The organism is Nocardia niigatensis NBRC 100131, from assembly GCF_000308655.1.
GTDB lineage: Bacteria > Actinomycetota > Actinomycetes > Mycobacteriales > Mycobacteriaceae > Nocardia > Nocardia niigatensis.
In genome coordinates, this window is record NZ_BAGC01000040.1 from 236149 (window position 1) to 259208 (window position 23060).

At 67.5% G+C, this 23060-nt stretch carries 22 protein-coding genes, 2 tRNA genes and 1 pseudogene; 16 read left to right on the forward strand and 9 right to left on the reverse strand.

Annotated features, from left to right (window positions below; all coding sequences use genetic code 11):
• Nucleotides 1-118: 118 nt before the first annotated feature.
• Nucleotides 119-1495, reverse strand: coding sequence for an NAD(P)/FAD-dependent oxidoreductase (locus ON33_RS13855; RefSeq protein WP_040858907.1), 1377 nt, complete (start codon nucleotides 1493-1495; stop codon nucleotides 119-121).
• Nucleotides 1496-1643: 148 nt separating this feature from the next.
• On the opposite strand from ON33_RS13855, the gene ON33_RS13860 reads away from it, so the two are divergent.
• The 3 genes from ON33_RS13860 to ON33_RS13870 all read left to right on the forward strand — a co-directional run bounded on the left by ON33_RS13860 (nucleotide 1644) and on the right by ON33_RS13870 (nucleotide 5072).
• Entirely contained in the window at nucleotides 1644-2288 is a 645-nt protein-coding gene (locus ON33_RS13860) for a TetR/AcrR family transcriptional regulator (protein ID WP_040858908.1), read from the forward strand.
• A gap of 451 nt (nucleotides 2289-2739) precedes the next feature.
• The gene (locus ON33_RS13865) at nucleotides 2740-3774 is read left to right on the forward strand and encodes a fused (3R)-hydroxyacyl-ACP dehydratase subunits HadA/HadB (protein ID WP_245550517.1); all 1035 of its coding nucleotides are present in this window, start codon (nucleotides 2740-2742) and stop codon (nucleotides 3772-3774) included.
• Between the two features lie 380 nt (nucleotides 3775-4154).
• Nucleotides 4155-5072, forward strand: coding sequence for a formylglycine-generating enzyme family protein (locus ON33_RS13870; RefSeq protein WP_040859225.1), 918 nt, complete (start codon nucleotides 4155-4157; stop codon nucleotides 5070-5072).
• Between the two features lie 70 nt (nucleotides 5073-5142).
• Here ON33_RS13870 and ON33_RS13875 read toward each other — a convergent pair whose 3' ends face one another.
• From ON33_RS13875 to ON33_RS13880, 3 genes are read right to left on the reverse strand one after another with little or no spacing between them, the layout of a single operon-like run.
• Nucleotides 5143-5331 carry a hypothetical protein gene (locus ON33_RS13875; RefSeq protein ID WP_040858910.1) on the reverse strand — a complete coding sequence of 63 codons (189 nt, stop codon included), beginning with the start codon at nucleotides 5329-5331 and terminating at the stop codon, nucleotides 5143-5145.
• On the reverse strand, nucleotides 5331-5471 hold the full coding sequence (locus tag ON33_RS41195) for a DUF8020 domain-containing protein (RefSeq protein WP_157184525.1): 141 nt from the start codon (nucleotides 5469-5471) through the stop codon (nucleotides 5331-5333). The genes ON33_RS13875 and ON33_RS41195 overlap by 1 nt, the downstream gene beginning before the upstream one ends.
• A gap of 27 nt (nucleotides 5472-5498) precedes the next feature.
• Nucleotides 5499-5933 carry a pyridoxamine 5'-phosphate oxidase family protein gene (locus ON33_RS13880; protein ID WP_040859226.1) on the reverse strand — a complete coding sequence of 145 codons (435 nt, stop codon included), beginning with the start codon at nucleotides 5931-5933 and terminating at the stop codon, nucleotides 5499-5501.
• A 607-nt stretch (nucleotides 5934-6540) separates the two neighbouring features.
• Here ON33_RS13880 and ON33_RS13885 point away from each other — a divergent pair.
• Complete coding sequence (locus ON33_RS13885; RefSeq protein ID WP_040858911.1) at nucleotides 6541-7194, forward strand: fasciclin domain-containing protein; 654 nt, start codon at nucleotides 6541-6543, stop codon at nucleotides 7192-7194.
• Between the two features lie 233 nt (nucleotides 7195-7427).
• Nucleotides 7428-8111 carry a CPBP family intramembrane glutamic endopeptidase gene (locus tag ON33_RS13890; RefSeq protein ID WP_040859228.1) on the forward strand — a complete coding sequence of 228 codons (684 nt, stop codon included), beginning with the start codon at nucleotides 7428-7430 and terminating at the stop codon, nucleotides 8109-8111.
• Here ON33_RS13890 and ON33_RS13895 read toward each other — a convergent pair.
• On the reverse strand, nucleotides 8084-8608 hold the full coding sequence (locus tag ON33_RS13895; protein WP_245550518.1) for an anthrone oxygenase family protein: 525 nt from the start codon (nucleotides 8606-8608) through the stop codon (nucleotides 8084-8086). The genes ON33_RS13890 and ON33_RS13895 overlap by 28 nt on opposite strands.
• 77 nt (nucleotides 8609-8685) lie before the next feature.
• Here ON33_RS13895 and ON33_RS13900 point away from each other — a divergent pair, with 77 nt between their 5' ends.
• From ON33_RS13900 to ON33_RS13935, 8 genes are all read left to right on the forward strand, one after another.
• The gene (locus ON33_RS13900) at nucleotides 8686-9177 is read left to right on the forward strand and encodes a MarR family winged helix-turn-helix transcriptional regulator (RefSeq protein ID WP_040858912.1); all 492 of its coding nucleotides are present in this window, start codon (nucleotides 8686-8688) and stop codon (nucleotides 9175-9177) included.
• 87 nt (nucleotides 9178-9264) lie between these two features.
• A complete protein-coding gene (locus tag ON33_RS13905) occupies nucleotides 9265-10137 on the forward strand; it encodes a DMT family transporter (RefSeq protein WP_040858913.1) in 873 nt (290 codons plus the stop codon).
• 114 nt (nucleotides 10138-10251) lie between these two features.
• Nucleotides 10252-10327 (forward strand) — tRNA-Gly (locus ON33_RS13910).
• Between the two features lie 14 nt (nucleotides 10328-10341).
• Nucleotides 10342-10416 (forward strand) — tRNA-Val (locus ON33_RS13915).
• A gap of 258 nt (nucleotides 10417-10674) precedes the next feature.
• A complete protein-coding gene (gene asnB / locus ON33_RS13920; RefSeq protein ID WP_040858915.1) occupies nucleotides 10675-12618 on the forward strand; it encodes an asparagine synthase (glutamine-hydrolyzing) in 1944 nt (647 codons plus the stop codon).
• Between the two features lie 557 nt (nucleotides 12619-13175).
• Nucleotides 13176-13622: a nuclear transport factor 2 family protein gene (locus ON33_RS13925; RefSeq protein WP_051152070.1), complete on the forward strand. Its 447-nt coding sequence runs from the start codon at nucleotides 13176-13178 to the stop codon at nucleotides 13620-13622.
• Entirely contained in the window at nucleotides 13619-14596 is a 978-nt protein-coding gene (locus tag ON33_RS13930) for an NADP-dependent oxidoreductase (RefSeq protein ID WP_051152074.1), read from the forward strand. Before ON33_RS13925 ends, ON33_RS13930 begins: the two co-directional genes overlap by 4 nt.
• Complete coding sequence (locus ON33_RS13935; protein ID WP_040858916.1) at nucleotides 14596-15201, forward strand: TetR/AcrR family transcriptional regulator; 606 nt, start codon at nucleotides 14596-14598, stop codon at nucleotides 15199-15201. Before ON33_RS13930 ends, ON33_RS13935 begins: the two co-directional genes overlap by 1 nt.
• Before the next feature lie 206 nt (nucleotides 15202-15407).
• Here ON33_RS13935 and ON33_RS13940 read toward each other — a convergent pair whose 3' ends face one another.
• Together ON33_RS13940 and ON33_RS13945 are read right to left on the reverse strand one after the other, a co-directional pair.
• Nucleotides 15408-15770 (reverse strand): hypothetical protein, encoded by a 363-nt coding sequence (locus tag ON33_RS13940; RefSeq protein ID WP_040858918.1) that lies wholly within the window; start codon nucleotides 15768-15770, stop codon nucleotides 15408-15410.
• A 127-nt stretch (nucleotides 15771-15897) separates the two neighbouring features.
• Nucleotides 15898-16590 (reverse strand): TetR/AcrR family transcriptional regulator, encoded by a 693-nt coding sequence (locus tag ON33_RS13945; RefSeq protein WP_245550520.1) that lies wholly within the window; start codon nucleotides 16588-16590, stop codon nucleotides 15898-15900.
• Between the two features lie 194 nt (nucleotides 16591-16784).
• Between ON33_RS13945 and ON33_RS13950 the strand changes: the two genes are divergently transcribed.
• The 3 genes from ON33_RS13950 to ON33_RS13960 all read left to right on the forward strand — a co-directional run bounded on the left by ON33_RS13950 (nucleotide 16785) and on the right by ON33_RS13960 (nucleotide 20989).
• On the forward strand, nucleotides 16785-18563 hold the full coding sequence (locus tag ON33_RS13950) for a multicopper oxidase family protein (protein WP_085996737.1): 1779 nt from the start codon (nucleotides 16785-16787) through the stop codon (nucleotides 18561-18563).
• A 65-nt stretch (nucleotides 18564-18628) separates the two neighbouring features.
• The gene (locus ON33_RS13955; RefSeq protein WP_040858920.1) at nucleotides 18629-19906 is read left to right on the forward strand and encodes an oxygenase MpaB family protein; all 1278 of its coding nucleotides are present in this window, start codon (nucleotides 18629-18631) and stop codon (nucleotides 19904-19906) included.
• Nucleotides 19907-19927: 21 nt separating this feature from the next.
• Entirely contained in the window at nucleotides 19928-20989 is a 1062-nt protein-coding gene (locus ON33_RS13960; RefSeq protein ID WP_051152080.1) for a lipocalin-like domain-containing protein, read from the forward strand.
• A 45-nt stretch (nucleotides 20990-21034) separates the two neighbouring features.
• Here the strand turns inward: ON33_RS13960 and ON33_RS40525 are convergent.
• Together ON33_RS40525 and ON33_RS13970 are read right to left on the reverse strand one after the other, a co-directional pair.
• A pseudogene (locus ON33_RS40525) lies at nucleotides 21035-21241 on the reverse strand (dihydrofolate reductase family protein); the annotation flags it as partial.
• Nucleotides 21242-21486: 245 nt separating this feature from the next.
• Entirely contained in the window at nucleotides 21487-22419 is a 933-nt protein-coding gene (locus ON33_RS13970) for an EamA family transporter (protein ID WP_040858923.1), read from the reverse strand.
• Nucleotides 22420-23060: the final 641 nt, after the last annotated feature.

Here is a 23060-nt window from a genome sequence, read left to right on the forward strand (position 1 = left end):
TCACACGGCGTCGGATTGGTTCGAGGGATGAGAAGTCGACGGTTGGCTCGCGAGACGGAAGTCGAGGGTGGCAGCGGAGAACATGGACCCGGTCGGCGACCGGCGGCGACGGTAAGCCCTATTCGGACGCGCCGGTGTTCGTGGGCGGCGCGGGAGCCAGGGGCGGCAGGCCATGGCGGCGCGCCGTCCAGCGCTCGTAGCGCTCGCTCGCGGTGTCGCGGACTTCCCGGATCAGGTTGTCCGCCACCGTCATCGGCGTCCCGCGCCCGTGCCAGACGGCTCGCGCGGCCAGCGACGCCGACAGGCCGGTCGGCAGCATCCGATCGGGGCGCCGCACCCGCGTCATCACCTCGAGGACCCGGGCGGCCAGGTCGGGGTCGTGCGCGGCCGCCTTGTACAGCTCGGCTTCCAGCGGTGTCATCGATTCGCCGCGCGCGAGCCGGTTGGTCCACTGGTACATGGGCAGGCAGTCGTGTTCGCGGCCGCGTTCCCATTGCCGCAGCGTGCGATCCAGCCGTTCGGGGTTGTCGAGGACCGGGGCGGCGGCCGCGGCGAGCAGACGGCCGTACCGCAGCGCGTCGCGAATCCCCTGGGCGGTGACGGGATCCTTGAAGTGGCCCGCGTCGCCGGGCAGCGCCCAGCCGGGTCCCGCGGATCGACGGAAGTAGGAGGTCAGACCGACGGCGCTGCGCACCCGCCCGACGGGCGTGCAATCGCGCAGGCGCGCAGCCAGTTCCGGCATCTCGGCGATGAACTCGCGATAGAGCCGCCCGGCCGCGCGGGGACTGCGATCGGCCCGTTCCACCGGGGGCTGGATCAGGCACAGCACCAGGCCGTCGTCGCAGGGGAAGGCGGTGCCGAGCAGTTCGCCGGTGCGCCACTGCGCGGCCGTCGTCCGCGAGGACGGGTCCGCGTCGGCCCAGTATCCGAAGTAGCAGGCCCGGCCGCTGTCGGTGCTGCGGTACGGGATGTCGGCGCCCACGAGCCGGGCGACCGTGCTGTGGCGGCCGTCGGCCCCGATCACCAACGGGGCCAGCACTTCCGCCGTCTCCCCCTTGCGATCGCGGTAGCGGACGCCGGCGACCCGGCCCGACTCGTACACCAACTCGGTCACCAGCATGCCCTCGCGGACGTCGGCGCCGCGGTCGCGCGCGGTGCCGACCAGCGCGGCGTCCAAGCCGATCCGGCGTACGCACAGCGCGTAGTCGATGTCGTACACGGCCGCGAACGGGGTGCGCACGGTGTGGCCGGATCCACCGGCCAGTGCCGTACGCAACGGCGGTGCGCCGATTTCCAGCACCCGCGGCAAGGCCCCCAGAGCGCGCAGTTCGGCGACGCCGGTCGGCCACAGCAGATGGGTGGACAGGGTGTCGGAGGGAAAGCGGGCGCTGTCGAGGGCGATCACGCGACGGCCGCGACGGGCGAACTCGATCGCGGCGGCCGTACCGGCGCACCGGCTTCCGACTATGACGACATCGGCGGATTCGCTGCGCATCGGTACTCCCACTTTGCGGGACACACTGTTCGGACACTGTGTCTCACGTAAGAGAGTGAGATGGAAAACGTTTCTTGTCAACGGATTCCGCGTGTCCCGTGCGATGCCGCCGATTGCGGCAGAATGGCCGCATGCACCGGGAGCCCTCGTGCCATCGCTGACCCGCACCGCGAAGAGCGGCCGGGGCCAGCGCGACGAACGCCGCGAGGCCGTGGAGCGCCGGGTCCTGGCCGCGGTCGATCAATTGCTCGCCGGTGGCTCGACCTTCACCGAACTCGCGGTCGCCCGCATCGCCACCGAGGCCGAGATCGCCCGCTCGACCTTCTACCGCTACTTCCCCGACAAGAGCCAGCTGCTGATCCGCATGGCCGAGCTGGCCACCGACGACCAGTTCCGCGCGGCCGAACACTGGTGGACGAGCAGTCACGCCGACGGCGAGGCGGGCGTGGTCCAGGCCATGCGCGAGATGATCACCGGATCCCGCGCCCACGCACAACTGCTGCGCGCGCTCTCGGAGGTCGCGGCCTACGACCCCGACGTGGGCTGCTACTGGCGCGGGCGCATCGAAGGCTTCGTGGCCCTGGTGTGCGCCCGCCTGCAGGCCGACCGGGCGGCCGCCCACATCCCGGCCCGCGTCGACATCCCTTCCACCGCAATCGTTCTCACCTGCATGGTGGAACGCTCCATCGACTTCCTGCTCGGCCCCGCGCCGGTCGACGACGAGCAGATGGCGCGATCACTGGGCCGTGCCATCTGGCTCACGGTGTACGGCGACGCCCCGCACCCCGGCTGATCGAGTCGCTGAAGTCAGCGTGGCGGCTGCCTCGCGCCGGGGATCCTGTCGTCGAAGTACCCGGCGGATTCGGGATCCATGACGATGCGTGCCCTGGTCCGCGGAAACCCTTGCGGTCGAACCGAACTGCAGTGAACCTCCCCAGCGGTTCCGGGCAACGATCACCACCCGGCCGCTGGAGGGCGATCCGTGACCGCGCCCACGATTGCGAGGATTTTGCGCATTGCGGGGATGTCCGCGGCGAAGTTCGGCCGCAGGGTGGTTACTCTGCGAGTGCCACGCCGCTTGGAGATTCTTCCGGGGTCCGATTCTCGGCCCGGTGTGCCACCCGCTCGACATCGATGGCTCGGATGCGAAGGGTGGCGGCATTGCCGATTGGCCGGATGTCATCGGACCGGGTGCGGACGAGCGGGTTTTGTTGATTTCCCATCGAATCGGCGGAGGAGTGCGGGTGACGGAGTCCGGGGTCGAGCGGTTCGATCCGATCGAGCATGCGCGCTCGATGGTGGGCCGGCGGTTCCAGGTCGACGGATATTACGAGGTCGGGCGCGAGAAGGTGCGGGAGTACGCGGCGGCGGTCCAGGATGACGGCCCCGCGCACTGGGACGAGGAGGGCGCGGCCGAGTTCGGGTACGCGGGGTTGGTGACTTCACCCACCTTCATCGCGTTGCTGGCCCCGGCGGTGCAGCACGCGCTGGCCGGGATGCTGACCGGGTACGACCTGCGGGCCTCGGTGCAGACGGACCAGGTGCTGACGCTGCATCGTCCGGTGGTGGTCGGGGACCGGCTGACCATCAATGTGGCTCTGCGATCGTTCCGGCAGGCGTGCGGCGGGGACATGTTCGTCCTCGACAATGTGGTCACCGATCAGGCCGGGGAGGCCGTGATCACGGGGACCACCAGTCTGATCGGCCACCCGGAGCTGTCGGCCGATCACCTGGCGGCGGCCCGCCTGATCGGGGAGCTCGTACACCGCGGGATGGATACCTTGGTGGCGCGGGGTCCGAAACGGACCGAGCTCCGCGACTGGCATCCCACCGTGGCCACGTACCGCAGTTCCACTTCGCGCCCGGCGTCAGGAGTCGCCACCGGCGACGCACTACCCTGTCGCACAGTGACTCTCACGATCGGCGATCTGGTCCGCTATGCCGGGGTGGCGAGCGACCCGAACCCGATTCACTGGCACGCCGGGGCCGCCCGCGCGGTGGGGCTGAAACGCGGCGTCGTCGCGCACGGCATGCTCACCATGGGCTACGCGGGCGCTTTCGTCACCTCCTGGCTGGGCGATCCGGGTGCACTGCGACAGCTGAGCGTGCGCATGAGCAATCCCGTCTATGTCGGCACCGAGGGCCCGACGGCGATCGAGTTCACCGGCAAGGTCAAGGAGCTGGACCCGCAGACCGGCACCGCCACCGTCGCGATCAGCGCAACGCACGAGGGCCGCAAGGTTTTCGGCCGCGCCACCGCCGTGGTTCAGCTCAGCTGATCTTCCCGGGCCGCGCTGCCCGCCGGCCGTACCGGCCGGCAGTCTCGCGAACCCACGCCCCCGACATCGGGCAGCGCTGCATCGACCAGTGTCGAGACACTCCCCGCCAATCTGGTAGCTGAAAATGCGCTATCCATGGTGGACTTCCCTGTACCTTTCACCCGGTACGGGTGAAGACCCTCAGTTCACCGCCCGGTGCTCCCCCACCCGCGCGGTGCTGTTCGCCTCGACACCCCCGGCGGCCGCAATGGCCGTGATAGCCACCGGTGCGCTGATGATCGGCCACCACGCGATCACCCGACGTCGGCTGATCACCTGATCCCGGGATGATCGCCGGGCCCGGCCGCCGGATCACGCGAGACACGAAGGGCACGAAGGCAATGCAGCAGACCGACCGCCGGCTCCGAGACATGGTGCGCGTCGAGGCCGGGGCTTTCGACATGGGCTCGGAGGATTTCTTTCCCGAGGAGGGCCCGGTGCATCGGGTGCAGGTGGACGCGTTCTGGATCGACCGCCACCCGGTGACCAATGCCCAGTTCCGGCGCTTCGTGAAGGACACCGGGTATGTGACTGTGGCCGAACGCGTTCCGGATGCCGCTGACTATCCGGATGCCGATCCCGACGCCCTTGTCGCCGGTGCGCTGGTGTTCCAGCAGACCCCGGGACCGGTCGATCTGAACGATTGGCGGCGCTGGTGGGCCTACGTGCCCGGCGCGGACTGGCGGCATCCGCGCGGTCCCGGCAGCACGCTCGACGGACGCGACAAGCACCCGGTCACCCAGGTCAGCTACGAGGATGCCCTGGCCTACGCGCATTGGGCCGGCAAGGATCTGCCGACCGAGGCCGAATGGGAATTCGCGGCGCGCGGCGGTCTCGAGGGTCGCGTCTACAGCTGGGGTGACGAATTCGCCCCGAAGGGCCGTCGCATGGCCAACACCTGGGAGGGCCAGTTCCCCTGGCAGTTCCATCGCGGCCGCGGCCAATCCGATACTCCCGGTACGACTCCCGTGGGCACCTATCCGCCCAATGGCTACGGCCTCGTCGACACCGCCGGAAATGTGTGGGAGTGGACGAAGTCCGAGTTCACCGACCGCCACGGCCCGGCCGCCGGCTGCTGCGCCCCGCGCAATGAATCCTCCGCGCCCACCGAGCGCTTCCCCCGGCGGGTCACCAAGGGCGGCTCCTACCTCTGCGCCCCCAACTACTGCCTGCGCTATCGCCCGGCCGCGCGGCAGAGCCAGACCGAGGACACCGCCACCTGCCATCTGGGCTTCCGCTGCGTCCTCCGGCCGTCCTGATCCGCGTCGATCGCGCTTTCACCCGAAACGGGCGAGGCGAGCACGCAGCCGGCCACCCTCCAGCGCCGAGCTAGAGCCGCAGCGGCCCCAGCGGAATCCGGCCGACGGCCCGGCCACGTTCGTCGAGCAGCCGGCTCACCCGCTTGGGGGTGCGCAGAACGACCGCGCGGTCCTTGATCTCGAGAGCCGGGAACCCGTCGGCGAGCATCTTCTCGAACGGGCCGATACCGCTGAGTCCGTGCAGCAGCACGTGGGTCATCAAGATCGAGCGGGGGTCAGTGTGAGCCGGTGCCCGTTCTCCGAGATCTCCGGGCCGATCGCGTACCCACGGCCGTCCACGTCGAGTTCCAGCGCCAGTCCGGCCAGTTGTCGGCCGGTGCTGTCCTGGACCGTCACCATCCGGTGATCGGCGGACAGCAGCGAATGTCACTGCTTTTCGAATCGTCCCGTCCGGCGCTCCAACCGGATCCGGTAAATCGCTGCCTGCCCGCTACCGGCGGGCGCCGCATCATGTGTCGGTCGGCTCGTACTGCTGGAGAGCAGGGGCAGGAGACGGTCGACGAGTAGCCGCATGCCCTCCTCCGCCTGCTGCCCGTGGAGTTCCTCGAACGTGCCCCACGCGATCACGCTCTGCCAGTTCGCGAGATTGTCCACATGCTCGATTTCGAAGCAGACCTGCGGATGGGCACGCATCGCGCGCAACTTGTCTCCGTCGCCCGAATGCCCATAGACGCACTCACCGTCGTAGACGTAGGTGATGGGGACGACGTACACGCGGCCGTCGCTGATGCATCCGATTCGGCCGACCACCTCACTGCGCAGTACGTGCTCGATCTGAGGATCGTTCAATTCGCCCAGCATCGCCGACACTCCTTGCTTCGCTGTGCCGACAATCGAGTCGGCGAGTCGATTTCGAACCGGTGACCGCTGTACAACTGCCTCAATTCGACCCCTCGTGAATCTCCGCGTTCAAGAGTGCCTGCTCGGAATCGGGCGGCGTCAGGGCCGAAGGGCCCTTCTCCGCCGGACCCATGCTTCAGCATCGCGTATCGGCTCGTGGTCGGAGGAGGTCGGGTCGTTCACATCGTTCGTCGACCACGCGGACGGGTGCGGGGCTGTCGGCTTCGGAGACGGCTGACCGGGCAGTGGCAGGTCGAAGCCAAAACCTTTGCCGCCCAAGATCTTCGCGCGTGGACTATGTCCACTGGCAGCGGTCTTTCGATCTCCGCGGCCCAGGCGAACTCCACTATCTCGGATAATTCGATGCAAAACCGATGCACTCGTGTCAGAATGGTGCAAGAGTCAGGTGGTGCTCGTCGAGATTGTCGCGCTGGGTCGCTGACGGAGCGCAATGAGGGAGGTGCAGCACCGGACCTTCGGAAATGGTTGACGGCTCTGGGCGTAGGCGATGCCGGCCCACACAACAACAGACGCCCTAAAGGATCCAATCGACGAAAGCGATGGAACAATGCGGAAAGCCCAACGTTCGGTAGTGACCGGTCTGGCCTTGGCGGTTGCCTTGCTCGGCGCCTCGGCCTGCTCAGACAACAACTCTGGTTCCTCGTCCACCACATCGAAAGCGATGCCCACCTCGGCCGCGTCCACGTCGCCGGCCTCGCGCGGTGCGGCGGCGGATTTGGTCGGGCCTGGTTGCGCTGACTATGCGAAACAGGTGCCGACCGGACCGGGATCGGTCGACAGCATGGCGCAAGAGCCGGTTGCTGTCGCGGCATCGAACAACCCTTTGCTGAAGACGCTGGCCGCGGCGGTATCCGGTCAGCTCAATCCGCAGGTCAACCTCGTGGACACGCTCAACGGCGGTCAGTTCACCGTCTTCGCGCCCGTGGATGACGCGTTCGCGAAAATCGACGCGGGGACGATCGATTCGCTCAAAACCGATTCGGCGAAGTTGACGAGCATCCTGACTTATCACGTGGTGCCGGGAAGGCTGGCGCCGAGCCAGATCGCGGGCGAGCACAAGACCGTCGAAGGTGCCACCGTGCGCGTGACTCGGTCGGGCGACGAGATCAAGGTCGCCGACGCCTCGGTGATCTGTGGCGGCGTGCAGACGGCGAACGCCACCGTCTACCTGATCGACTCGGTCTTGATGCCACCCGCGTGAACGCCGAATCTTCCAGCGCGGTGGGAATTCATGCATCGTTTGCGCATTGAAACAGGAAGTAAGCCCGAGCCGTAGGGTGGCGCGCAGTCGCCAACGGCAGCGTGTGGTGGTCGAACACGCAACCTTGAAGCGGTGAATACCGGGGCCGGCGCGAACCAGGCCACGGTATCCACCGATCCCCGACCCGGAAGAAAGATGATCTTGAATCCGCGCGGGGAATTATGCTGGAGCCCATGAGGATTCGGCGGTGGCGGCGGGTTTATCTGGCGGCCGAGTACGCTGCGTTGTTCTTCGGCGGGACGACTCTCTACAACGCGGTACTGCGGGGGAAGCCGCCGATTCCGGCGCTGCTCGTGCTGGGGACCGGGGTGACGGTGTACTTGCGGCGGTCGAAGGAATTCGATCGCGGGTCGCTGTGGCGGGCGGAGGCGTTCCCGGAGCAGGCGCGGTCCATGGCCGTGACCGCGGGGGCGAACGCGCTGGCGCTGACCGCGGTGACCGCGACACTGCGCCGGGAGGATCTGTTCGATCTACCGCGGCGCAATCCGCTCATCTGGCTGGCGGTGATGGTGTTGTATCCCGCGCTGAGCGTGTATCCGCAGGAGTTGATCTTCCGGTCCTTCCTGTTCCACCGCTACCAGCCCGTCTTCGGTGACGGGACGGCGATGGTGGCGGCCAGTGCCGCGGCATTCGGCTACGTGCACATCGTGTTCGGCAGCTGGTTCTCGGTGGCGGCGAGCAGTGTCGGCGGGTGGTTGTTCGCCGCGCGGTACATGCGGACGCAGTCACTGTTCACCGCCTCGGTCGAGCACGCGCTGTACGGGATGCTGGTGTTCTCGGTGGGGCTCGGGCGGTACTTCTATCACGGCGCCGCTCCGGCCGCGCGAATTCAGTTGGGCGCCGCCAGAACCGCCTGACCCGACGGCTCGACGGCCGGCCGGGCGAAGACCGCGACGGTGATGATGAGCGCGAAGGCCAGCAGCGCCGTGGCGGTGCGGGCGATGTGGAACAGCTCCCAGCGGTGCAGCAGCTGGGCGTAGTCGGCGGGGAGCGGGCCGACGGCCCACTGCTTGATCTTGCCGTTGATGGGCACATTGCCGAATCGCGTGATGAGGAAGGTCGCCACCTCGAGGCCGAAAGATGTTGCGGCCAAGCGGCGTACGAGTCCGCCGCCGCATACGGCCAGCAGCAGCGAGGTGAGCGCGGCCAGCGCCATGGCCGACTGCATGACGGGGCCGTTGACCTTCATGAGGGCGGTGTGGAAGGTGAAGCGGACGTCCAGGGGGACGGTCTTGAAGGCCTGGGCGACATTGATCAGGCCGTAACCGAATGCGCCGCACAGGTATCCGGTGGTGAGCAGGGCGGCCGCGGTCAGCAGGCGGATGCGCATGGGCGAACCTCCGAGATAGTTCATATTTCCGAATAGTTCAAATTCTTGAACCTGTATGCTGACACTGTCAAGACAGCGGTTCGACATCGAACGGAGAGTGCGTGCCTCGGCCACAGCGAGCAGCGGACACCACGGGCACACCGGTGAGCGCCGCGGACCAGCGCCGACTCGAGGCGCTGGCGCCGCTCATCGCCACGCATTTCCGCCGCGCCCACAGCGATATGCCCGCCACCCTGCGCGCGTCCTTCGAGGCGGACGGACTGGGCAATCGCCATGGCGCGGTCCTGGCCCAGGTGCTGGCCGCGGGCCGCCTCAGCGTGAGTGATCTGGCCCGCCGGCTCGGCATCAGCCTCACCAACGCGAGTCAGCTTGCGGGCGAACTGAATCGGGCCGGCTGGCTGCAGCGCGAGAACGATCCCGACGACAACCGCCGCACCCTGCTGTCACTGCCCGACGATCGCCGCAACGATGTAGCGACCTTCATCGACCGCCGCTCCGACGCCCTGCTGCGGGCCATGTCCCGGCTCAGCGCCGGGGAACGCCGGGGCTTCCTGGCCGGCCTGCAGGCCTGGGCCGACGAAATCGACGGCTGACGCCCCCTCGCCGTCGACCGCCTCGCATTCCGCTGGTAGCTGGCCCTGGCTACCGACCGGAACGGGCTGGTCGGGCAGACTGGCCGGGTGGGAAACCTACCTGTGGCAGCGGTGGTCTGCGCGTTCATCGGGGCGATCTTGTTCGCGGTGTCGGCGGTGGCGCAGCAGCGGGCCGCCGCGGATGTGCCCGAAGGGGACGCGCTGGTCGCCAAATTGATCCGGAACCCACGCTGGCTGGCGGGATTGATCGGGGACACGGGCGGATTCGCGTTCCAGGTGGCGGCGCTGGCGCTGGGCTCGGTGCTGGTCGTGCAGCCGATCCTGGTGACGGCGCTGGTGTTCGCGCTGCCACTGGCCGCGCACTACAGCGGCCGCCGGGTTACCGCCACGATGTGGATACAGGCGGCGGCGCTGTCGATCGCGCTGGCCTGCTTCCTGGTGGTCGGCGACCCGACCCAAGGGGTGACCGACGCGGCCTGGCACCGATGGATGCTGCCGCTCGGATTGATGCTGGGTGCGATCGTCGCGGGCATCGCCGTGGCCACCACCGTGCGCGTGCCAACCCTGCAGGCCCTGCTGCTGGGCACGGCCGCGGGTCTGCTGTTCGGCATCTCCGCCGCCCTCACCGAGAATGTCACCCAGCAGTTCCGGATCAGCATCGGCACCGCGCTGACCGATTGGGAGCTGTACGTGCTGGCCGCCTGCGGCATGCTCGGCCTGTACGTGCAACAGCGTGGCTATCAGGTCGGCCCGCTGTCGGCCTCGCTGCCGGCCTTCACCGTCGCCGAACCGCTCGGCGCGGCCTTCCTGGGCATGACGGTCCTCGACGAGCGTCTCCGCTCCGGCCCCGTCGGCACCGCCTTCGTGGCCGCCTCGGTCGTCGTCATGTGCGTTGCGGCGGTGCGCCTTTCCCGCGCCCAGGCCGTACCCGCCCCCGAACCCCGGCCTCTCGCCGAATAACCAACCCTGCCACGCCCGAAATCCCCCGTTTTCCTGGCGATTTGCATTACCCACCCACCCATAGGCTAATGTTCTGTCCCGCAAGCCGATCGGCCCACAAGGCCCGGTGAGCACGCGGATGTAGCGCAGCTGGTAGCGCATCACCTTGCCAAGGTGAGGGTCGCGGGTTCGAATCCCGTCATCCGCTCCACGGGGGATTTTCCGGCGCGATTAGCTCAGCGGGAGAGCGCTTCCCTGACACGGAAGAGGTCACTGGTTCAATCCCAGTATCGCGCACCAGAGAATGCACAGAACGGGCCCGGTCACTACCGGGCCCGTTCTGCTGTGCGGGCACATCGGAACTCACCCCTCACGACAACGTCGCCGTGCGGCGAGAATACTCCCTCGGGCCCGCGCCACGCGGTCGGCGATCGGCCCCGAAGTCCGCCCGATCACGAGCGATACGGCATACTCGGAGAACGGATTTCGCCTTCGGCACGCATTCGTAATGCCGGGTACCGCTTGCCCCCCGACACCGGAAACGAGGTTCTTCCCACAGTGTGTGGACTGCTCGGATTTCTAGCAGCTGACGAAGCGACAGAAAATGTCGTGGCCCGGGTCTACGACGCGCTCCAGTGCTCGCGTCACCGCGGCCCGGACGAGCGCGGCACCTGGCACGACGAACACATCGTCTACGGCTTCAATCGGTTGTCGGTCGTCGATATCGACCACTCGCACCAGCCGCTGTTCTGGGGGCCGGCGGAGAACCGCGAGCGGTATGTGCTGCTGTTCAACGGCGAGGTCTACAACTATTTGGAGCTGCGTGAGCAGCTGCAGGCCGACCACGGTGACGAATTCGGCGACCAGCCCATGTTCTTCACCGAAGGCGAGGGCGAGGCGATCCTGGCCTCGTATCACTATTCGGGGCTGTCGGCGATTTCGACCTTCCGCGGCATGTTCGCCATCGCGATCTGGGATACCGAGAAACGGGAACTCCTGCTGGCGCGAGATCCGTTCGGCATCAAGCCGATGTTCATCGCGAGCGGCCCGAACGGAACGGCCTTCGCGAACGAGAAGAAGAACATCATCGAGCTTCTTCCGACACTGGGGCTCTCCGATGAACTCGACCTGCGCGCGATGCAGCACTACGCCGTGCTGCAATACGTTCCCGAGCCGGAATCGTTGCACAAGAACATCACTCGCCTCGAATCCGGTTCGTACACCACGCTGCGGCCGGGTGCGCGCCCACAGCCCGTCCGGTACTTCGAGCCGAAGTTCCGGGTCCGCAAGTTCGCCGCGGGTTCGGAAGACGCACGCTACCGCGAGATCGCGGCGGTGCTGGAGGATTCGGTCGCCAAGCACATGCGCGCGGACGTCACCGTCGGCGCGTTCCTCTCCGGCGGCATCGACTCCACCGCCACCGCGGCGCTCGCCATCCGGCACAACCCGAACCTGCTCACCTTCACCTCGGCTTTCGAGCGCGAGGGCTACTCGGAGGCCGATGTGGCCGCCGAGACCGCCGCGGCCATCGGCGCCGAACACCACATCCGCGTGGTCTCCCCCGAGGAGTACGCGGCCGCGATTCCCGAGATCGTCTGGTACCTGGACGATCCGGTCGCCGACCCGGCTCTGGTGCCGCTCTATTTCGTCGCGCAGGAGGCGCGCAAGCACGTGAAGGTGGTGCTGTCGGGCGAAGGGGCCGACGAGTTGTTCGGCGGCTACGCCGTCTACCGTGAACCGCTGTCGCTGGCGCCGTTCGAATATCTGCCCGGTCCGGTGCGCCGGCTCGCGGGAGCTCTCGCTGATCGGATCCCGGACGGTCGGCGTGGCAAGAGTCTGCTGCACCGCGGTTCCCTGCCGCTCGAGCAGCGCTACTACGGCAACGCCCGCAGTTTCAGCGATGCTCAACTGCGTTCTGTGCTGAGGGAATTCCGCCCGGAATGGGGCGCAACGGATGTCACCGCCACGATCTACACTCGCTCACGCGGCTGGGATCCGGTGGCCCGGATGCAACACCTGGACCTGTTCACCTGGTTGCGCGGCGATATCCTCGTCAAGGCCGACAAGATGACCATGGCCAATTCTCTCGAATTGCGCGTGCCGTTCCTGGATCCCGAGGTGCTGGCGATCGCCGAGCAGATTCCGCTGGACCAGAAGATCACGAAGAACACGACCAAGTACGCGCTGCGCCGCGCCCTCGAGACCATCGTCCCCGCACATGTGCTGCACCGGCCCAAGCTCGGATTCCCGGTGCCGCTGCGGCATTGGCTGCGTGGCCCGGAGCTCTACGACTGGGCGGCCGCGCAGATCGCCGAATCACAGACCGATCACCTGCTCGACAAGCCTGCGATCAAGGCCATGCTGGAGAGTCACCGCCGTGGCGAGGCCGACCACAGCCGTCGACTGTGGACACTGCTGGTCTTCATGATCTGGCACGGAATCTTCGTCGAGGACCGCATCAAGCCCGATATCCAGCAGCCCACCTACCCGGTGCGTCTGTAGCCGCGCATACATAATCCCGGATCTGGCCTCAGATCCGGGATTCTCGTTTCGCGGTATCACCGCATCCGGCCGGATATCGCCGGGCTGCCCCCAAGGATAGATCTTGACCTTCTTGCGGGGCAGTTCGCCCTGTGCGTCGATGGTTTCGAGGATCTCGGTCGAGGAGGACACCGTCGCGCAGTAGCCGGCGAGCCACTCCAGCGAGCGGTCGCGCTCCGCCGGATCACCGGGGCGGTCGGTATCGCTCTGGTCGGCAGCGTGTTCTACTCCCGGCTGGACGGCGCCCAGAGCCCGCAGTCGTTCGCTCATGCGTTCTCGGCGAGCCTCTCGCTGCCCATCGGATTTTCGGTGGCGGCCATCGCGATCAGTCAGGCACTTCCGCGACACGGCAGATCCGAGGCGAAGGTTTCGGAGTAACCAGGCATCGCGAGCGAGACCGACTGCGGCACAGCGCATCCAGGATCGCCAACCCGTCCATTGCCACGGTCGGCCGATCCCGATACACTCAGAAATCGAGACAGATCGGTCTCGATTTGGGTGACGGAAGCGAGCACGATATGCGGGGACAGGCCGTGGAGACGGCGGAGGCCATCGAGATCGTCGGGCGATTGGCGGAGGCGAAGAGCCGGCAGGACGTCGCGACCGCGATGACGATCTATCACCCGGAGGGGGTGCTCGAGTCGCCCTCGCTGGGCACTCGGTATGCCGGAGCGGAGATCGAACGCGCGATCGCGGGATGGTTCGCATTCGCTCCCGATTACACCGTGCGGCTGGACGGTCACGGGCTCGATGGCGAGACGATGTGCTGCTGGGGCGAGATCGGGTTCACGCCGGCCTTCACCTTCGGCGGAGCGGTACCCAATGGCGATCGGGTGTCGGTGCCGGTCTTCATCCTGTTCGGTTTCCAGGATGGCCGGGTGAGCTGGGAGAGCTTCAATTTCGATGTCGCCGGTGTCGCGCGGCAATGCGGCGTGGACGCTTCGGACCTGATACGGGCGTCATGATCGTCGGAGCCAGGCAGCCGAGCACCGCCACGATGCGCGCCGCACTGCACGAAAGCTGGGGGTCCGCACTGGAGATCGGTGAGGTTCCGCGTCCGGAGCCCGCGGCCGGGGAGGTGCGCATCGCGGTGCGGGCGACCAGTGTGAATCCGATCGATATGCACCTCGGGCGCGGCGCGGGCTACGAGCAGTCGATGCGTCTCCCCTGCATCCCCGGATGGGATGTCGCGGGGGTCGTGGATGCCGTCGGCTATGGGGTAAGCCGGTATGCCTTCGGCGACAGGCTGTTCGGCTTGGCCTGGTTTCCCTATCCGGCCGGCACATACGCGGAGTACATGACAGTCCCCGCGTATCAACTGGTTCCGATGCCGGACTCGGCGTCCTTCGCCGAGGCGGCGTGCTTGCCGATGGCCACGCTGACGGCGTGGCAGATGCTGGACGCCGCCGGAGTCCGAGCCGGGCGGCATGTCCTCATCAGCGGCGCCACGGGCGGCGTAGGACATCTGGCCGTGCAGTTGGCGGTCGCGCGCGGCGCCACGGTGACAGCGCTGGCACGACCCGACAGCCACGCGATCCTGCACGAATTCGGCGCGCAGTCCTGCGTGGACTACACCGATCCCGTGGCGGTCACCGGAATCGGCAAGGTGGACGCGGCAATCGATCTCGTCGGAGGCGATTTCGGCAGGTCGCTGTTCGACCGGGTCGCACCGGGCGGCGCAATCGCGCTGGCGACCGCGTGGTCGATCACGGGCTATCGGACCGTGGCCGCGGAACGCGGTATCAAGGCGGTCTCGTGCCTGGTCGAGCCGGATCCCGAAGCGCTGCGGGCGATCGCGTCGCTGGTCGACGCGGGTAGGGTCCGGGTGTCGGTCGGCGCCGAGTTCGACCTCAGCCGTGCCGCGGATGCTCAGCAATGGGTCACCGGCCGACGCGGCTTCGGCAAGGCCGCCATCACCGTGAGTACGCAGGAGACCTGATGAGCGAGAGTCCCAAGCAGTTGCGCGGCGCCGCGGTGCGCGAGAAGCTCGTCGACATCGCGGTGGAACTCTTCTACGACAACGGAGTTCGCGCCGTCGGCGTCGACGAGGTCGTGCGCCGGGCGGGTATGGCGAAGGCGAGCCTGTATCGCTGGTTCCCCAGTAAGGACGACCTCGTTCTCGCGGTACTGCAGCGACGGGACGATAGCTTCTGGGCCAAGTGGGACACGACCGCGGCAGAGCATTCCGAGCCGGCGGACGAACTTCACGCCCAGCTCACGTGGATCCAGAATCTCGCGACGCGCGACGGCTATCGAGGCTGCGCCTTCGTCAATACCGCCGCCGAATTCGACAGCGCCACAACGGGAGCGATCAGGCAGCGCTGCCTCGAACACGAGGAGGAGCTGCGGCGACGGTTGCACGCGCTCACCGCGCGGCTCGGCCGCACCGACAGTGATCAGCTCGCCGACCAACTCCACATCGCCATCGTGGGGACGTTCGCGGTCGGCGGGCTCTACTCGACCGGCGGGCCCGCGAACCAGCTCCGCGCCCTCGCCGACCGCCTGCTCGCATCGAGCACTCCGAGCACGGCCGGCGAGCGGTAGCTCGACCACTCCCCCACGCGTAATGCCTGCTCAGCACTCGGATCAGTCCTATCGTCCACTATCGCGCGAAGTAGACATGGGGTGAGTCAGAACGCCGGCATCGGCCGGGCAGGGATCGTCGAGGGCGGGATCGCGGCGCCGGACGCGATCGTCGACCGGCTGTTGCGCGCGGCCGGCACTCGGCTGCTCGGCTCCTGGAGACCGGTTCACACCCCGGCTCGGCGCATGTAGCAGTCGGTCTCGATCACCGAACCCGACTCCAGGCGCTCGGTCCAGCCGCCGGGTCCCACCACACGCACGGTATCCGCCCACGGCGCATACGGCCTGCCCTGCGCGTCGACGCCCGGGTACGGCACATAACCCCAGTAACAGGCGAGCCCGGATGCCGGGGGCGAGAACACCCACAGGTCCGGCCCGATATCGACACCCACCAAAACCTGCCGAATCTGTTGCTGCGCAAGCAGATTCGGGTCGCCATTGCTCACGTCGCCGGGCGCCGCGCCCGCGACGCCCATGGCCATCGCGAATGCCGCCGCACCGGCGGACCCCACCCCGAGCACACGCTTCATCCCCGACCGATCCCTCTACTCGACAAGCCCGCCACCACAGAGGCGGCGGCGAACCGTAACAGGCACCGCCTTTTCCGCAGTAGGGCATTCGAATCGGTCACCGAATCCGTTGCGCGAGAGGGCGCGGCTATCGAGCCGTTCGTGATCCTCCGGTGCGGGCCGGTGTGGTGAGCAGGTCGATGATCGCCTGCGTCTCCGCCGCGGTGGGGGTCGGCAGACTGTCACGACCGTGAATCAGACCGATGCCGAGATAGACCATCGCGCCGGCGCGCAGACGCGCCTGGGCGTCATCGAAGCCGAGTTCGAGCATGGTGTGCTGCACGACCTCGAAAACCTTGCGTTCGAGGGCCTGGACCGCACCCGCTACCTTCTCGTCGTTGCGCGCCCATTCACGCACCGCGGCTTCGACGATCCAGGTGCTCTGGTCGATGAGCAGCGAGGCCATCTTCTCGATGCGCTGCTCGACGGGGATGGAATCGATGGTGCCCAGTGCGCGAATGGCATCGCTCTGCACCGCGCACCAGCGGTCGGCCATGGCTTCCATGAGTTGTTCGACATCATCGAAGTGCCAGTAGAAGCTGCCCTTGGTGACGCCCAGTTCGGCGCAGAGCCGCGGAATCTTGATCGCGGTCACGCCTTCTCGGGCCAGCAGTGCCAGCGCGCCGTCGATCCAGTCCTCATACGACAGACGCGCGGAACCGCTGCGGCCACGCTGCTGCGCCTCGGCCTTCTTGGACCGGCGGGGGCGAGCACCGGAGTCCGGCCGCGAACCCGGCGGATCCCCGGCGTTCGATTCCACCTGAGCGTCTGGAAGTGCCACGCATTCGATGCTAGGCGACGGTTCGCCCGGGATTTTCCTTGCCACACGGCCATTGCTCGGTACCATACTCAAAAGTACCGTGAGCTATACCGAAAGGTACGTTGAGTGCATGAGGGTGTGCGATGAGGCCTCCTGTCGACCGGCGAGGCGCATCGTTCGATCGCCGGCGTCTGCTGCGTGGCGTCGGTGTCGCGATGACCGCGGCCGCGATGTACGGCCGGTCCGGGAGGCGGGCGTCCGCGGCCCCGCCGACGCCCCGGGCGGACAGTCCGCTGCTGTTCCACTCGCCGTCCATGCGGCCGTTCGCCGACGACCTGCCGCTGCTGCCGGTCCTTCGCGGTGATGACCTGGACCTGGCCGCCGCGTCGACGACACATCGATTCCATCGGGATATGGGCGAGGTTCCGGCGCTGGGATACGGCGGCGCCGACTATCTGGGCCCGACCATCGAGCATCGCGTCGACGAGCCGCTGACCGTCCGGTTCGTCAACCGGATCGGCGTCCATCCGTTCGCGGCCGATCTCGACACCAGCCTGCACGGTGTCGCGGACGGATACCGGACCTCACCGCCGTGCTCGCTGCATCTGCACGGCGGGGTGACGCCGCCGGACAGCGACGGGCATCCCGAGCGCTTGGTGTTCCCCGGTCAGACTGCCGTGCACCGTTTTCCGCTGCGGCAGTCGGCGGCCGCGCTCTGGTACCACGACCACGCCATGGGCATGACGCGCGCCAATGTGTACACCGGGCTGGCGGGAATGGTGTTGCTGCGGGACGAATTCGACACCGGCGAGCCCGGCAACCCGCTCGGATTGCCGGCCGGCGAGTTCGAGGTGCCGTTGGTGCTGCAGGAGAAGCTGTTCACCCCCGAGGGGCAGCAGAACATGCGTTCCACGATCATCGTCCCGCAGGGCTCGTGGGAAGGCGGCGCGGTCGGCGATGTCGGACTCGTCAACGGCACGGTATGGCCCCAGCTCGAGGTCGCGCGCGGGCTCTACCGGTTCCGCGTTCTCAACGCGGCCTCGTTCAGTCTGTGGAATCTGTTCTTCGGCAACCACATGCGATTCTGGGTCATCGGCAACGACCACGGATTGCTCGACGGTCCGGTCGAGGTCCGGAACCTGCTGCTGGAACCGGGTGAACGTGTCGATCTGCTGGTCGACTTCTCCGGAATGGCACCCGGCGACACCGTCGAATTGCGCAACGACGAACCGCCGCCGTTCCAGGCAGCGGTACTGGGCGAGGTCGCCATGCCGCTGTTCTGCCGATTCCGGGTGGGAGACCGCCGCGGCTTCACCGGCCCTGTGCCGCAACAGCTTCGGGGCGGACCCGGTCTTCCCCCGGTGATGCCACCGCTGGAGACCCCCGAGGTCGTCCGGAATCTGACCATCAGTCAGCCGTACGAGCTGCGGGACCCGCCGTCGATCATGACGCTGAACAACATCACCTTCGACAATCCCGATATCGAGATGCCCCGCCAGGGCACGGTCGAGCAGTGGAACCTGATCAACATCACCCCGGACCCGCATCCGATTCACCTGCACCTGGTCAACTTCCGGATCCTGGGCCGTACGCCCTTGCGGACCGTCGACTTTCAGGTCGCCGATCCGCAGCCACCCGTCGGCGTGCGTTGGGCGCCGTCGGCCGAGAACTTTCTCGCCGGTCCGCAACAGCCACCGGCGGACTGGGAGTCGGGTTGGAAGGACATCGTCCGCGTCGACGGCGGCACGGTCACCCGGATCATCGTCCGCTTTCCCACCGCAGACGAGCTCGGTTTCGACCCGGACGCACCGTTCTCCCGTGCGCCGTCGGCCGCTGACGGCGACGGCGGCACCGATATGCCCGGACACGGCGGCCACGGGATGCCCGCGGACCAGGCAGGCGACGGACAGCTCCAGGGCTATGTCTGGCACTGCCATCTCCTCGACCACGAGGACCACGACATGATGCTGAGGTATCGGACGGTGCGTGAATGAGACTGCGCGCCAAGTTCTTTCCTCGTCATAGACACGAACCCGGAGTACACGAAGGAGACCCCGCCATGACGGTGGAAGCACAGCCGCAGCGCATCCCCGAACCCGAGCGCGGTCCGACCGCGTTCCGGTACTGGCAGGCGCGGCAGACCCCGGGGGTGCAGCGCCTCGAGCGAATCGTCCGGGCGCTCACCGGCAGTACCGTGTTCCCGACCGATGCCCAGGCGAGTGCGCTGTGCGAAGACCTGTTCACCGGCGATCCGGTCGCCGAGCGATTCGTCGCCGAGGTGATGCACGGCGACATCGGGCGGCAGCGCGGCCGGGCGATGCTCGAGCAGGCGCTGACCTCCGGGATCGACTCGGTACCCGACGCGCCACCGGCCATGCGGGCCTTGTTCGCCGAGTTCGAGGCGGTGCCCGACTGGGTGGATCCGGCGCTGGTCGAGCAGGGCGCGGCCATCTGGCGCCGCTGGGGCACCATGCTCTTCAGCTTCGCCGGAGCCGAGACCCTCGAGATGTACACCGAATCCGCTGTCGCGAAACCGTTGTCGCTGGCCGGTGGCTACGCCGGTGACAGCGCGCTGCGCAGATTCCTGGAAACCTGCCGGTTCTGGATGGACGTGTCCCAGCCCGGCGCGCTGCTCACCCCGGGCGCGGCCGGGCGGGCCACGGCCCTGAAGGTCCGCATCATGCACGTGTCGGTCCGCGCGCGGGTCGCCGAGCATCCGGAGTGGGATACCGACCGGTGGGGCCTGCCGATCAGCCAGACCTACCAGTTGCTGACCCTGCTCGCGGGCAGCCTCACCCCCGGGCTCGGGCTGTGGGCGCTGGGGTATCAGACCACGCCCTCGGAAATCCGTGCGCTGCTGCACTTTCAGAGGTATATGGGTCATCTGCTCGGGGTCCGGGTCCAGTGGTATCCGGAGACGATCATCGATGCGCTGCGCGTGCTGGCGATGACCATCGCCTCGCGCTCGTATGACGCGGGAACGGATGGCGCCGAACTGATCGAGTCCTATCCGGCCGCGTTCGCTCCGCGAGCCGGCCAGCGCGGTCTGACCCGGCTACGCGCGGCGTACAACTTCCGGATCAACTCCGTGTACTCGGCGATGTACATGGCGCCGTTCACTCGCCGCCGCTACCGGATGCCGCCCGCGTTTCCGTGGATCCTCATCCCGATCGCACGATTCCCGCTCATCACCGTCATGGAACTGGTCCGCCGGAGCTGCCCGCCGTTCGCGCGCGTGCACGAGAAGGTCATGCTCCGGCACCGGGAGAACTGGTACCGAGCCCAGATGCAAGGCCGCGAGGCGCAATTCGATGCCAGTGGCGCGCTGCGGCGCTGATCGATCCACGCGAGGAAACCCATGAATACCGACATTGTCGAGACGTGGAACGGCCCGGGCCGTCAGGATGCGACATTGACCGATGTCCAGCCCCACCACAACGCACTCCATCCCGCTACCGGCCGACTGGCGTTCGAGCACTGGTACTTCGACGCCCGCCTCGACTCCGGGCATGTCGTGGTCGGATTCCTGACCAAACGGCGGCCGGAGGATCTGCCGAATGCCCGGCCCTGGGTCGAATTGATCGTGTACTTCCCCGACGGCTCGCGCCGGCAGGCCGTCCGGAGGTACCGGCGCGAGGCCGCCTCCTTCGCCGGCGACAGGTTCGATGTCCGCATCGGAGACAACCACGCGCACACCGAATTCCGCGACGACGGCCTGCCGGTGCACCACGTCCATCTCGAGGCCGACGGGGTGGTGTTCGACCTGCGTTTCCACAATGAGATGCCCAGCTGGATGCCGGGAGGCGGCGAGACCCGGTTCGACGCGCGAAATTCCTTCGGATGGGTGGTCGGGGCGCCCCGGGCCCGGGTCACCGGCACCGTGCGGATCGACGGGACCGTGCTGCCCGCGAACGGACGTGGATACGCGGACCACAATTGGGGCGCCGGCGATATGAAGAAGATCATCGAACGCTGGCACTGGGGTCGTCTGTACGACGACGAGTACTCGCTGCTGTTCGCCGATGTGCGCACCCAGAAGCGTTGCGGCGGGCGCGAAATCGCGCCCCTGATGCTCGGTCGCGGCGACGACATCGTGCTGTCGTCGGGTGAAACGGTGCTCACCGAAGGTCCCCACCGTTTTCACCCGGTGGCCGGGCGGACGTACCCGGAATGGCTGGAGCTGAGCATCCCCGGGCGGCTGGAACTGCGCCTGACGGTCGAGTCGGTCATTCATGCCCACGACATGCTCGACGATGTCCCGGTCGTGCGGTCGCGGGCGGTGAAACCGCTCGTACAGCGCATGATCGGGCATCCCGCCTATTTCCGCTTCGAATCCGGGTTCGAGCTGACGGTTCACACCGGCCACGGGACCGAGAAGCGCACCGGTACCACCCTGCACGAACTCGTGGCCCTGAAATAGCCGTGGCTCCCGGGGGTTCGGACGTCCCCCACCCGCAACGAGACCAACATGGTGGTCTATGAGCTGAGGGAAGCGGTCGGTGAGTTCCTCGGGACCCGTCCACAGTCGTTCGCCGTGGCCCATTTCGACCGGGGCGACGGCGAAATGCAGGGTGTCGATGAGATCGGCGTCGAGGAAGGCCCGGACCGTGGCGACGCCGCCGCCGATGCGGACGTCCTTGCCACCGGCGGCCTCCAATGCCTGCGCCAGGGCTTCCTGATGGCTCAGCTCGGCGCCTGGGGGGCGCGGTGGCTCGATACGACTCCGGAGCTGACGGTACTCGCCGAGGGCGGGCCCGCGCTGTGGGAACGCTTCATGGACGAGCTCCGGGCTGTTCACCTACGGGGCGCACCCCGGCCAACCGATGGCGGCCTCTCGGAACCGACTGCCGCCTATGACGCAGCGGTCCTGCGAGAGCAGCAATCCACGGGGTGACTCGCCTGTGCGCGGTGGTGGGATCAGTTCGCGGGCATGGTCAATTGCACGAGCAGTGCGCCGATCAGCATGATCGCCGCTCCGGCGATCTGGAGCAGGCCGAGCGTCTGGCCTAGCATCAGCCAGGCCAGCACGGCGGCGATCAGGGGTTCCGCTACGGCCAGCACACTGGCCGATGCGGGCGGCAGGTCGCGGAGAGCTCGCAGACCGGCCAGGTACGGCACCACGGTTCCGAACACGGCCAGCGCCGGCAGCACCAGCCACGCCGGCACTTGCAGACCCCCCAGTGTCGCCGGGGCTGTGAGCAGTTGGGAGGGCAGAATCCACGGCGGGGTGAAAATCGCCATCACAAGCGCGCCGATAGTCAATCCGACCGCGGTGAGCCCGGCCGGATCGTGCCTGTTCGTGCCGTGCCGGCCGAGCAGGAAGTACCCGGCCGAGCAGATGGCCGAGGCCACACCGGCGGCAATACCGAGCAGATCCAGCCCGGTGCTCTGCCAGACCTGCGCGACAACGACCAATCCGGCCACCGCCAACCCGATGCCCAGCCAAACCGGGCCGGGCAGCCGAGTGCGCCGCACGATCTGCACCCACAGCGCGACCAGAGCGGGCGCGAGATTGACCAGCACCATCGCCACCGCGACCGGAACCCGTTCCACCGCAACGAAAAACAATAGCTGAACGCCGGCAACGCCGAGCGCTCCATATCCGAGCAGCAACCACAGATCCGCTCGACGGAACCTCAGCGCCCGCGGCCGCACGAGTGCGACGACCGGCACCAGCAGTGCCGCGGCCAACGTGATCCGCACCGAAGTCACCGCCGCTGGTGACCAACCCGCCGCCATCACCGCTGTGGCCAATGGCCCTGAACTCGCGAAGAATGCCCATGAGGCCAAACCCCACCCGATAGCTCGGCCCCGAATCGATATCCGCGCGGCCCTCTCCATCGTCGCCATAGCGGCAGTGTGGCCAGCGATCACGAACCCGACCACAGAATTTCCGACGAGCGCTCCCCCAGCGGCCACCGCAGTATGGACGAGAGTGCGACAATCCCGAACTGCCGCATACCGCGCTGATCGAACCGTAGCGAGGCGTCGGCTGCAGATCGTCGCTTCACTTCAGCTCGGGACCCCGAGACTCTCCGCTTCCGCTCGTCACGGCAGCGGCCCTGCGGCCGGCGACGGTCACTCCGCAAGCGAATCCCCTTGCACGGCAGCGCATGTGCTGTGCAAGCCCCACGCAAGGTCGGCCGACCACAGTGCTGGCATGACATCTTTCGCCTTCGAAGCCGAAGATCGAGCCCAGATGAGCGATCTGCTCAGCCGCTACTACAGCGCTGTCGACGAGAAGCGGGTCGACCGGTCTGGGACTGTGGACCTTCCAAGCCAACCTCCTGGCACGCCGATTCTATGAGCGTCACGGCCCTGTCGAGGTGGACCGGACCGACGGGATGCGAAACGCGGAGCGCGAGCCCGATATTCGCTATATCTGGAGTCCCATTATCGAGGGAAGGACTCCGCATTCATCGTGAAAGCCCACTATCACCGCTGGTCTCGCCGGGCGCACTGGCCGCGGACAATCGATGCATCAGATGGTG

What these genes read in the sequence shown, in the direction of transcription:
- ON33_RS13855 (WP_040858907.1), bottom strand. Translation starts at nt 1,495, where the DNA reads ATGCGCAGCGAATCCGCCGATGTCGTCATAGTCGGAAGCCGGTGCGCC.
- ON33_RS13870 (WP_040859225.1), top strand. Translation starts at nt 4,155, where the DNA reads ATGCAGCAGACCGACCGCCGGCTCCGAGACATGGTGCGCGTCGAGGCC.
- ON33_RS13875 (WP_040858910.1), bottom strand. Translation starts at nt 5,331, where the DNA reads ATGACCCACGTGCTGCTGCACGGACTCAGCGGTATCGGCCCGTTCGAG.
- ON33_RS41195 (WP_157184525.1), bottom strand. Translation starts at nt 5,471, where the DNA reads ATGGTGACGGTCCAGGACAGCACCGGCCGACAACTGGCCGGACTGGCG.
- ON33_RS13880 (WP_040859226.1), bottom strand. Translation starts at nt 5,933, where the DNA reads ATGCTGGGCGAATTGAACGATCCTCAGATCGAGCACGTACTGCGCAGT.
- ON33_RS13885 (WP_040858911.1), top strand. Translation starts at nt 6,541, where the DNA reads ATGCGGAAAGCCCAACGTTCGGTAGTGACCGGTCTGGCCTTGGCGGTT.
- ON33_RS13890 (WP_040859228.1), top strand. Translation starts at nt 7,428, where the DNA reads ATGAGGATTCGGCGGTGGCGGCGGGTTTATCTGGCGGCCGAGTACGCT.
- ON33_RS13895 (WP_245550518.1), bottom strand. Translation starts at nt 8,608, where the DNA reads ATGAACTATCTCGGAGGTTCGCCCATGCGCATCCGCCTGCTGACCGCG.
- ON33_RS13925 (WP_051152070.1), top strand. Translation starts at nt 13,176, where the DNA reads ATGCGGGGACAGGCCGTGGAGACGGCGGAGGCCATCGAGATCGTCGGG.
- ON33_RS13930 (WP_051152074.1), top strand. Translation starts at nt 13,619, where the DNA reads ATGATCGTCGGAGCCAGGCAGCCGAGCACCGCCACGATGCGCGCCGCA.
- ON33_RS13935 (WP_040858916.1), top strand. Translation starts at nt 14,596, where the DNA reads ATGAGCGAGAGTCCCAAGCAGTTGCGCGGCGCCGCGGTGCGCGAGAAG.
- ON33_RS13940 (WP_040858918.1), bottom strand. Translation starts at nt 15,770, where the DNA reads ATGAAGCGTGTGCTCGGGGTGGGGTCCGCCGGTGCGGCGGCATTCGCG.
- ON33_RS13950 (WP_085996737.1), top strand. Translation starts at nt 16,785, where the DNA reads ATGACCGCGGCCGCGATGTACGGCCGGTCCGGGAGGCGGGCGTCCGCG.
- ON33_RS13955 (WP_040858920.1), top strand. Translation starts at nt 18,629, where the DNA reads ATGACGGTGGAAGCACAGCCGCAGCGCATCCCCGAACCCGAGCGCGGT.
- ON33_RS13960 (WP_051152080.1), top strand. Translation starts at nt 19,928, where the DNA reads ATGAATACCGACATTGTCGAGACGTGGAACGGCCCGGGCCGTCAGGAT.
- ON33_RS13970 (WP_040858923.1), bottom strand. Translation starts at nt 22,419, where the DNA reads ATGGCGACGATGGAGAGGGCCGCGCGGATATCGATTCGGGGCCGAGCT.